This window comes from Pseudarthrobacter sp. 01T43 (assembly GCF_056398665.1).
In genome coordinates this window covers 1-10584 of sequence record NZ_JBFTPV010000042.1, presented here as the reverse complement: position 1 = coordinate 10584, position 10584 = coordinate 1, and the positions used below count along the sequence as shown (strand labels likewise).

Genomic DNA, 10584 nt, shown 5'->3' with positions numbered 1-10584 from the left:
CTCATTGAGCATCTTCTGGCCCTGTCGGACCTTGGCGATGACCTGCTCGGGGGTGTGTCTGCGTGCCATGATTCGTGAATTTCCTCCTGTGTCCATTCTCGGACACGAAACTCACACAAACACTGGACTTCTACCTGGGGACCCAACCACCTGCGCCACGCCAAACCGGAGTGAACCTCTCCCCTGCCGGAGTCGTAGTTCCATAGCCAACACGTCCTGAGCTAGACCAAGTCAATTTGTCACAACGTATGCCTACCATGAGAAGCGAGGAGCTCGCGCAGATCGGTGTTTGGCGAAGTCTTGAAACGGATTCAGTGACTTACTAATCACAGATGCCTCTTCCTGCGTGAACCGAGGGACGTAGGTATCGAAACGAAGGATGTCACCTTCGATAATGAGTGTTGCGTAGCCCTCTTCATCCCTGAACTCAGGATCGAGCTCGTCCCTGACTACATCACTGAACAAGTTCACGTAGCGGGTCAACTCAAGGACAAGATCAGCGAGATATTGGCGACATTCTTTGTATTCACTGAGAAGTGACGCATACAGATCCTCGTCCCAAACGGGTATTTTGTAGAAGGCTTTGAAGCGGAGACGGGCCCCAAGGCGGTCCCGATCCGAGTGTTGGGAAAAGGTACTCAGTAGCTCATTTATGAGGTGACCGATCGTTTCGATCAATTGTCGAAGGTCGTCATGCCCTTTCGGCCAAGGCCGTGTGGCAATCCAATGCAAGCAGGCACGCAATCGTTCTTCGGTTGAGACGGACATGCTTGCTTCCCCGCCGCTAAGTACGGCACTCACATCCTTGTGCCATGTATCTAAGCTCAACCGGGCCGTCAGGTCATCGACCAAGGCTGCCCACTTTTCGTCGGCGGGATTGGATGCGGCCCCGAGAGTACCTTTCACCCATGCCTCGTGCTTCGCCTTCATATCCAGCAGGAAGCCAACGGAGAAGTCCTCCGGGGCCTTGTCTATTAGTGCGTGGTCAGTCGGACAGAGCAGTATGAGATTGCTGTATTCGTCACGCTGCTCCGGCGACAAAGGGGATTCGCCGCGGGGTCCATCGGGGCTCTTAGCAACAATGTGGGCCTCCTCGCCTATCAGAACGGCGTCGCCGTTGAGGCCGGACTGGTGTGCAAGCGTTCTACGGCATGAGGGCATCGCACAATGGCTCGCAGCGCGGCCCCAAAGCAATTTTCGGGACAAAGTCGATATCGCCATCCGGGTGTCCTTTCAGGTTCGGCCGGTTCAGACCTAGCTCTAAGCAAGCTCGCTTTCCGATACACGTCCTCGCCGGTAATAAGGGTAGCGAGTAGTCCAGTCGTTCGAGGCGGTGGTGGACCCGTGCTGCTCGGTTTTCAATCAGGCGGGAGCGTGAACGAGTAGCCGCCGCTGGGCGTGCGCCGTGACGACAACGGCACCAGCTGGGGCAGGACAACGTTTGGGCTGAACTGTGAATCTAAGCCGCTGGTGCCTGCGGTACAAAGGACCGACTCTCCAGTCGCGCACTCATGACGTCGGTTGCACTCACGAGAGCTAGAGTGCGCCCGGACGGAGTAGGTCGGCCGGAGAGGCAGCTGCAGTAACTGCGTAAGCACCTCGTCGCTTGGAGGATTTTCCATGATCCGCTGGTGGGCAAGGAGCCCGGCTGTGGGAGCGCAACTCATAGCGCCTAAAACGGCGGCTGCCCCGGCACCCAAGGACGTGCTTCCGCCATCGGAACACTGTAGCTCGCCTGAGATTCCACGAACTCTTGAAGGATCAAAGGGTAAGTCCGCCCCATGGCGTCGCCAGGGCAGGAGGCGTTCCGAACCTGGGTGTTCCCGGTGGCAGCCTGCAGTACCCGCTCCGTCTGCTCCGTCGTCAGCTCTCGGTAGGTCTGTAGCTGCATCCAAATCAGGTCGGTGGTGTGGAAGTTTGGTGAGCGCTCCAGTCCGACGACTAGGGACTCAATGAGATTGGGAGCAATCGCAGGACTATTCCGCAGGACAGTAAGGGTCTCGGCAACCACCGGCTCGTGGTAGCGTCCGGCCACATTGATGGCTTGCTTGAAGCCGAGTGGACCATATGGTGCGGTGGCTCCGAACTTGAGCACTGGAACAGGTATTCCGCGCCCTAGCAGCCAGCCCACTTCCTGGTCACACCATCCGCTGGCATTGAACCCGTCGTGAAGGAACACGATTCCGCAATTTGCTGTACGAAGACTCAGCACAATCTCGTCCGCCCAGACTGCGTCTGGCTCGATGGAGTCGTGGGCCACGAACAGCTCGATGCCGTACTTCTGGAACTCCGCGGCGTAGGTGCTCACGACGCCACGGTGAGCCGCGAGATGCGATGCGAAAACCTTCAGAGGAACGGGCTGCTGGGCGCTTGCTCCGGCGACGAGGTCAGCTTCGTCCTGCTCACCGCGCAGATAGGAAGCCAGTTCCTGGAGCCCCGTCTCTTCACCTTCCAATAAGCAGTCCTGAACGGTCATGTGCTCTGGTGTCGAAAACCCGAACGTCGCTAGATGTAGGGCCTGATCTTCCCAATCCAACCTTTGCAGTTCGTCACGAACAAATCGCACTGTCGTGAGCTTGGTGGCCCTGTCCATCTTCCCCAACTTCCCTAAGACTTTAGTTGCCAGAATATCGAAGCTGGACGACTTCAYCGCACGGTCCCGACAGATGAGGGTCGGTTCAGCCCAACATGCGGAACGCGGCCAGACCACCATTTAGCCCAGTGGGGCGCCATGACGGACACCGAAGCTCCGCAGAAGCAAAGGAGCCGCGTGCGGAGGCCGGTCGACGGATTCTCGTGGACTAGGGTCTGGCCTATGGATATGCAAACAACTATCGCGGCCATGGCGCTGGCATTGTCTGCAGTCGCGCTTGTACGCGGCGAAATACTTCAGCGCCGTCGTGTCTCTGAAGAGGCTCAACAGCGTGCGTTGGAACATGTCAGGGAAGCCCTGGAAGGAGTCCTGGCAGTCCTGGAACACGCCGACGCAAGGCTTCCAGCCAAGGGGGAAATCAGTAGAGTCATACTCGATTTCGAACGAACGTGTCGGCGTTGGGAGCAACTGCTTCCGACGGGAGTGAAACATCTGCGGATGAGCGTTCGCCACGCAATGGCCAACTGCTTTGGGCCGCCGGCATCGATAGCGGCAGACCCTCGTATTGAAGACTTGGAGATGAGGACCTTCGACACACATTGGTGGGACATCGGCTACACCTACGTTGAGCAGRCCCAAGCCCATCTTGGTCGTTGGTTGGTTGGAAATCGCAGGAAGCCTCTGGTCGTCGTCCGCTACGACCAATGGCGAAGCGACGAAGACTATCCATCAACCAACTTGGCCTAGTTCCAGGCGTGGATAACCCTGAATTGGCTCCGACCATGGACGGATCAAAGTGGCCACCAGTTCCGGCCGCTCCCAGCAAGCACGGTGTTGTCGGGCCCGGGCCAGCTTTACGAAAGGTCCATTATCGGCGTTCGAAATTGCGCCGGGGGAGTGCCTGCGGAAGGGGCTGTCCGTTCTCATTCCAGATGTCAGTTTTCGTGTCCTTTTCCATCTAAGTTGACGCACGGTCATTCTTCTTGACGCATTCTGATGCCCGCGTCATTACAGTTGACGCATATTCGAGTCTGTGGGGTGAACAGACGCAGGTCAGGCAGGTCTGGCAGGCTGCCACCCGCCGCCCTGACCCCGGTAACCAACGACACGATTCGTTGCCGTGCGACAACTGAAATGAACAATTCCATGACGTCCGGTTCCACTACAGTTGTCGCACCCGCGCCAGGGGCAGGAACCTGCGTCAAGTTAGATGGAAGCAGACATTTCGCATTCAACGTGTCAGTGTACGGATTCTGGACGATTCTCAGTTAAGTTGTCAGCGTGGATGCGTGCGGTGCTTCGGCCTAATGCCCTCGCCAAACCACGGCGCGCGCCCGTCACTGACTTTACGGAACTGACAACACGGATGAGAAAGAATCGGCCAGATTTCTCTCATCCAACCTGTCAGTTCCCACGTCGCGACTGACAACTACAGTGACAACGGACAGGGGCTGGGGCTGTTTCCTTGTCATCGTTGGCAGCATTTTTCCCCAGACTCAAGGGTGTCAGAATTGGTAGAAGCACGTCAGGCCGGGTCGTGGAGAGTCACCTCCGCGGGGACCGCGGGTGTTCGGCGTCGCCGTGCAACCAAACCGAATCCATCAGCGGCGCTTCCGTGCTTTACTTCCCGCCCGAAAGCCATTGAGGTCAACGGTGGAACCGGCTTTATTCGGCTCAGCACTAAGTATTCGTTGATCGGATGACGTCGGCGACGCTCTCCAGGTAAACTCTCATGGCCTCCGCGGCCTATGGCACGAAACCCTCAGCTCTCGACGAGCGATAGTCCCGTCAGCGGGATGCCCGGGGAGACCAGCGAGTGCCGCTTCACCTCATTATTCTGTGGTGCCGGGATGACCCATATCGTTCCGGAGAGGTCGGAGACATAGGCCACATGCTCCCGCGCGTTGACAGCCAGGCCGATGGCCTCCTCAAACCCGTCGGCCAAGATCTCTGGTGCCTCGCCTTTCTCGCCAGGGGCAGGGACCGCGGCGCGGTTCAGTGAGTTCCCGCCGGGTTGGTGTCCGCGGTCGGTCCAGAACAGGCGCCCGTCCATCAGATCGAGGTCGATCGGTGCTGGCAGGCCCTCCCATAGGGTCTCGATGTCCGTGCGGTTATCCGCGGTCTGGCCTGCGGGTATCTCGAGACTGGCCCGGAAAATACACCCGTCACCGCCCTCGTAGGAGCCTTTCTGTGACCAGTAGAGGTAACCGTTCTCTTCATCGATGGCCACGCCCACAATCCAGTCCCGCTGCGCCTGGGATCCGTCGCGCCTTACAAGGTCACGCAGTCCCGACCCATCGGTGCGGACGGTGGCCACGCTGAAGCCCTCGCGGTTTCCCCAGTACAGATTGCCCTTCGTGTCCACCACGAGCTGCTTGCCGGTGGTCGTGTGGCCCTGGGGAATAATCTCGCGGCGATTGGTGCCATCCAGCTCGACTGCGTGCAGGCCGCCATTCTTGGCCGAGTAGTCGGCGCCTTCGGGATTGTCCGCTGGTTCGCCCGCACCCATGGTAGTCCAGTAGACAGTTGTTCCGTCGAACGCGATTCCATCCGGGTGGTTTCCCGCGTCCTCAACCAGGACGCGGTAGTCACCGTCGGGCAGATTCACCAGCACGACCTTACCTGGCTGCCATGCCAGGGAGAGCAGTTGTGTCACCTGTGCCTCCTAAATTCCGGGCCCGGACTGTTCCCGTTTTTGGGGGAAAATTGCCGGTGCATCGGTGCGTGAGTCGGTCCCTTTACAACTTACACCTGCCACGCCCGGGCACGTCGCCGGGTCTGTTTGGGCTGAACCTAAAGCCCTCCCAGAGCTCAGCCCACAGCGGGCGTCCGGGCGTCTTTTCAGCGACGACATACGGCCTTCGCCTCGGCCGGTCCTCTACACCGTCCCCTTCAGCTGAACGTAAAAGCCAGGGCTTTGGTTGGTTATGGCAGTTGGGGTGCCTGCTTCTTGGCTCCGATTAGATCGATGAGGAGCCGGTCGCGGGTGCGGAGGGTCTCGGCGAAGTCGTACCCCTCCAGTTCCTCGTCGACGCCGGCAGCCATGACCCCGATGTAGTCGTCGGTTTCCGGATACTCGCCGAGGTCGCGGGCCCATTCGCGCTGGGCAGGCCCGATGTGCTCCAGCACATGCGTGATGCCGCCCTCGCCCCCGGAAGCGTGCAGGTTCAGGAAGGGACCCAGCAACGCCCAGCGGAGTCCGGGTCCCTGTGAGATCGCGGTGTCGATGTCGGCGACTGATACGACCCCGTTTTCGACGAGTGAGAAAGCCTCGCGCCAGAGGGCCACCTGCAGGCGGTTGGCCACGTGACCCTTGACTTCCTTGTTGATCCGGATGGGCCGCTTGCCAACACTGGTGTAGAAGTCGAGCGCCTTTTGCACGTTCTCTTCGCTCGTCTGCTTGCCGCCGAGGACCTCAACCAGGGGGATCAGGTGCGGCGGGTTGAACGGGTGGCCGAGGACGATCCGCTCAGGGTGCTTGGCGCCGTCCTGCGCCTCGCTGATCAGCAGCCCCGACGAGGATGTTGCGATGATGGCATCGGCCGGAGCCGCGGCCTCGATCCCGGCGAGGATGGCCCGCTTGATCTCCAGCCGCTCGGGTCCGTTTTCCTGGATGAACACCGCGCCTGCCACGGCATCGGCTACATCGGTGCTGAAGCTCAGGTTGTCCCGGGATGCGCCCTCGGCGAGCCCGAGCGTCTCCAAGGCGGGCCAGAAGCTGTCAACCCAGTCGCGCAGCCGACCCTCGGCACCTTCAGCGGGATCGGTGGCCGCAACGGTGAATCCCTGGGCCAGGAAGTAGGCTGCCCAGCTGGCACCGATGACACCGGTGCCGACGACGGCGATCTTTTGGTTTGATCGGAGCTCAGTCATGTCAGTTTCCTTCCTTTGCACCATGCGGGGTGAATTTGTCTTCGAGGTAACGGTCCTTGGGTGTCATCATCCAGCCGCCGGCGAGCATCAGCAGGCTGGTGAGGGCGAAGACGATCAGGGCCGGAACCCAGCTTCCGGTTGCGGAGAACAGTGCACCGCCGGTGAGCGGTCCCAGGGTTCCGATGAGGTAGCCCATTCCCATGGCGAAACCAGCAATGGCGGCAGAGCCTGCCGCGGTGCGGGTGCGCTTGTTGAACATGGTGATGGCCAGAGGGAAGGCCCCGCCGCCAAGACCCATGATGACGGCCCAGACCAGGGCGTTGCCGGGGGCGAGGATCAGGCCCAGGTAGCCCACGGGAGCCACCAGGCTCAATACGAGGGCCAGGGGGAAGACCCTTTTGAGCCGGGTTGCCAGGATCGGGGTGATAAAGGCCATGGGCAGCGTCATGAACGTGAAGGCGGAAAACGCGAGGGCGGCGTCACCGAGGGCCAGGCCGCTGTCTTTGAGAATGGTAGGCAGCCAGGCGAGCATCCCGTACGTGTTGAACGATGCAATGGCGTAGAAGAGGGCGGTGCCCACGGCGATGCGGCTGGTGATGAGCTGGGCGAGGCCGAGTTTCTTCACCGGCGTTGCCGCAGTTGCGGCAGAGTTGCTGTTGGCGGCAACCGTTGCCCGACGCATGCGGACCAGTTGGATCACCCAGGGCGCGGCCGCGGCCAGGGACAGGACCGACCAGGACGCGAGGGACAGCTGCCACCCGCCGGCGTTGGCCAGCGGCACGGCGGTCATGGCCGGCAGCGTCGCACCTGCCTGCATGAGCAGTGCGAAGACGGTGAGCATGGGTGCCTGGCGGTCCGGGAAGTACTTCTTGACCAGCGGGGCGCCCACGACGTTGCCGAAGCCCATGCCAAACAGGGCAACAACGCTGAGAACGAAGAACAGCGGGACGCTGTCCGTGAAGGCGCGGCTGAACGTGCCGACGGCAGCGAGCACCATGGCCAGGGCCGCCGTGAGCTCGGCCCCGCTCCTGCGGATCAGGACGGGAGCCAGGAAACCGGCGACGCCGAAGCTCAGGGTGGGGAGCATACCCAGGAAGCTGGCGGCGGCGATGTCTAGGCCCAGTTCTTCCCGGACCACCGGCAGCAGAGGGGACAGCCCGGTGACGGCGTGCCGCAAGGTGATGGCCAGGAGCACAATGCCCACAATGAGCACCACGCGGCCACGCCAGAGACTGCCCGCCGGCGCGGCGCCGGGAGCGGCGGGGCCGTTTGTCCCGGCGGGGCTGGCAGCGGCCGGCGATTGTGACTGTGACTGTGCCTGTGCCTGTGCGGCGATGTGTCGGGTGCTCATTAGACGGCGGCTTTCGAATCGGCGTCGATGGGGAACATCTGGCCGGAAATGGTCCGGGCGTGCGGGCCGGCGAGGAAGAGGATCAGGGCGGCAATGTCGTCCGGGTTGATGAACTTCTTCACCGACTGGTTGGCCATCGCGGAGTCGATTTCCTCCTGGACGGTGCGGCCGGAGACAGAGGCGCGGCCTTCGAAGACGCTCATGATGCGGGGGCCGTCCACGGCGCCCGGGTGGATGGTGTTCGAGGTGATGCCGAACGGTCCCAGTTCCATGGCGAGGGTCTTCGCGAAGCCCACCAGGCCCCACTTGGTGGTGGAGTAGCCGACGCGGTTCGGGTAGCCGAAGCGGCCAGCCAAGGAAGACATGGTCACGATCGAGGCGGCGTCGGATTCCTTCAGTAGCGGGATCGCCTGCTGGGTCACGTTGAACGTCCCCTGCAGGTTCACGCCTATCACGGCGGCGAAAGCGCCTGCGTCGTACTCCTCCACCGGGGCGGTCGGGCCGGCGATGCCCGCGTTGTTGACCAGCACATCCAGGCCGCCATGCACGTTCTTGACGTCTTCAAAAAGGGCTGTGACGGCGTCGGGGTTGCTGACGTCCGTGACCGATCCTGTGATGTTCTCGAATTCGCCGGTGACCGCGCTGACGGCGTCCGCGTTGATGTCGGCGATATGGACCCGGGCGCCGGCGGCAGCGAAGGCCTTGGCGGTGGCCAGCCCGATCCCATTGGCTCCGGCGGTGATGAGGACGCGTTGTGACATTGTCTTCTCCATATGTTTCAGGGGAGGGACAGAGGCGGGTGGGCTGATGCCGGCTCGTCGGTGTTCCCAAATCTACGCATTTAGATGCATATGCATTTAGTTTTACTCTTAATAGTTGAAAAGTCAACCAATGTGGGTGGTCTCACATTTTCCGGCTTTCGCGGGCCGGGTTCCTCCGGACGAAAGGATGCCGGATTGCCGGGTTGCCGGGCGATGGTGCCGCCTCCGCCGACGACGGTGTAGCTGTTGGCCAGGGTGAACTTTGAGGCTGTCGTCATTTTTGGGAACCATGCCGGCCTGAATGGGTCCAGATCCCGTCAGCCTCCGTGGAGTCTGCAGTGCCCGCAGCAGCGTGGTCCCCAGAATAGGCCTGCGTGCAACGGCTGCGATGGAGACGGAGTGTTCGACACGCATGTGATTTGCGTCGCCAAGGGTCGGCCGGGTCGCTGGAGCTCTAGACCATAGGAACGTTGCCTCTACGCGGTAAGAGCGCGTGCCGCATTGTCGGAGACCTTCCGAAGCAGAGCGGCGAGCATGGCTTGCTCGTCGTCACTCAGCCCGTGCAAGAGTTGCCGGTCGCCCTCCAGGCAGCGGGGAAACTGGGTCTCGACGAGTGTTCTGCCGGCCTCAGTCAGCTTCAGCAAAATGCCGCGCCCGTCCCGCTCAAGGCGTTCGCGCTTGATGAGCCCGGTTTTTTCCAGACGCGCCGTCAGCTTGGTGGTTGCCGCGCCGCTCAGCATGGTCTGCGCGGTCACCTCATTGGCGCGCAAGGGCCGATCGCTCCGGGCCAGAGCGCACAGAACGTCAAACTCCGACCGGGAAACGCCGCTGGGCGCAAGGATTTGGTCCAGCAGCTGAATCGATTGGGAACTGATGCGGTTCATGCGTCCCAACGTCTCCATGGGCGTCGTGTCAACATGCGGCATCGCCTCCTTCCAGCTTGCTCTGAGCCGGGTGATGAAGTCAGTGTTCTGCTGTTCGGAAGTAGCCACTCCTCCATTGTAGACCACATGTAATTTATCAGTAGTTTACAGGTGTACTATTGAGGTAACCCATCCTTTTGATTGGAGAGCTCCCATGGCCCTACCCACGAACGGCAACGCATCGACGGAAGTCGGGGCGGTGAAATCCTCCCTGTTCCGCCAGCCTCCGGCGGTGTGGGCGGTAGCCTTCGCATCCATGGTGACCTTTATGGGCATTGGCCTGGTGGGACCCATCCTGCCGACGATCTCCAAAGCCATGAACGCCACACCGACGCAGACCTCGTTCCTCTTCACCAGTTACCTGGTGGTCACGGCAGTGGTCATGTTCTTCACGAGCTGGCTCTCCTCGCGCATCGGAACGCGCAGCACCATGATGATCGGCCTCGGTGTCATCGCCGTCGCGGCCATTGGCTGCGCACTCTCGCAGGACATCGGGGGGATCATCGCCTTCCGGGCCCTCTGGGGACTGGGCAATGCCATGTTTCTCTCCACCGCGCTGGCCTCCATCATCTCGGCCAGCGGCGGAACCGCAGGACAGGCTGTGATCCTCTACGAAGCAGCCCTGGGCCTTGGCCTGGCCATCGGCCCCCTGGTAGGCGGCCTGCTCGGCGATATTTCCTGGATGGTCCCGTTCTGGGGCACCGCCACGCTGCTGGCCATCGGGTTCGTGGCACTCCTGATCTTCGTCCGGGGCTCCGGCAAGCCGGCAGAGAAGAGCCATGTGGCAGCACCGTTCAAGGCCCTCGCCACCCCGTCCATCCTCGTGCTGAGTATCGTGGCGTTCTTCTACAACTCATCCTTCTTTGTCACCCTCGCCTACGTCCCCTACCCGCTGGGCATGTCCGCGGTCGGCATCGGCCTGGTCATGACCGGTTTCGGCATCGGCCTGGCCCTGACCAGCGTTGTCATCGCACCCCGCCTGACCCACCGGTTCTCCCCCACCCGCGTCCTCGCAGGCATCCTCATCGTCTTCGCCGCCACCCACGTCGCGGCCTCGCAGCTGACCGGGAACACGCCCTGGCT

9 protein-coding genes are annotated in these 10584 nt (G+C 61.5%); 2 read left to right on the top strand and 7 right to left on the bottom strand.

From position 1 onward, the window contains the following. Positions 1 to 252: 252 nt before the first annotated feature. Together AC1DIM_RS19355 and AC1DIM_RS19350 are read right to left on the bottom strand one after the other, a co-directional pair. Positions 253 to 1221, bottom strand: a complete 969-nt coding sequence (locus AC1DIM_RS19355; RefSeq protein ID WP_477712106.1) for a hypothetical protein — start codon at positions 1219 to 1221, stop codon at positions 253 to 255. Between the two features lie 451 nt (positions 1222 to 1672). Continuing rightward, entirely contained in the window at positions 1673 to 2593 is a 921-nt protein-coding gene (locus AC1DIM_RS19350; RefSeq protein WP_477712105.1) for a TIR domain-containing protein, read from the bottom strand. Positions 2594 to 2815: 222 nt separating this feature from the next. Between AC1DIM_RS19350 and AC1DIM_RS19345 the strand changes: the two genes are divergently transcribed. Then, positions 2816 to 3340, top strand: a complete 525-nt coding sequence (locus AC1DIM_RS19345; RefSeq protein WP_477712104.1) for a hypothetical protein — start codon at positions 2816 to 2818, stop codon at positions 3338 to 3340. A gap of 1015 nt (positions 3341 to 4355) precedes the next feature. On the opposite strand, the gene AC1DIM_RS19340 is transcribed toward AC1DIM_RS19345, so the two are convergent. The 5 genes from AC1DIM_RS19340 to AC1DIM_RS19320 all read right to left on the bottom strand — a co-directional run bounded on the left by AC1DIM_RS19340 (position 4356) and on the right by AC1DIM_RS19320 (position 9570). Further along, entirely contained in the window at positions 4356 to 5249 is an 894-nt protein-coding gene (locus AC1DIM_RS19340; RefSeq protein WP_477712103.1) for a hypothetical protein, read from the bottom strand. Positions 5250 to 5518: 269 nt separating this feature from the next. After that, positions 5519 to 6466: a 3-hydroxyacyl-CoA dehydrogenase NAD-binding domain-containing protein gene (locus AC1DIM_RS19335; protein ID WP_477712102.1), complete on the bottom strand. Its 948-nt coding sequence runs from the start codon at positions 6464 to 6466 to the stop codon at positions 5519 to 5521. A gap of 1 nt (position 6467) precedes the next feature. Beyond that, positions 6468 to 7817, bottom strand: a complete 1350-nt coding sequence (locus AC1DIM_RS19330) for an MFS transporter (protein WP_477712101.1) — start codon at positions 7815 to 7817, stop codon at positions 6468 to 6470. Then, entirely contained in the window at positions 7817 to 8578 is a 762-nt protein-coding gene (locus AC1DIM_RS19325) for an SDR family oxidoreductase (protein ID WP_477712100.1), read from the bottom strand. The genes AC1DIM_RS19330 and AC1DIM_RS19325 overlap by 1 nt, the downstream gene beginning before the upstream one ends. A gap of 476 nt (positions 8579 to 9054) precedes the next feature. Beyond that, a complete protein-coding gene (locus tag AC1DIM_RS19320; RefSeq protein ID WP_477712099.1) occupies positions 9055 to 9570 on the bottom strand; it encodes a MarR family winged helix-turn-helix transcriptional regulator in 516 nt (171 codons plus the stop codon). An 85-nt stretch (positions 9571 to 9655) separates the two neighbouring features. Between AC1DIM_RS19320 and AC1DIM_RS19315 the strand changes: the two genes are divergently transcribed. Continuing rightward, positions 9656 to 10584 (top strand): MFS transporter (locus AC1DIM_RS19315; RefSeq protein WP_477712098.1); only part of this gene is annotated, 929 nt, incomplete at its 3' end.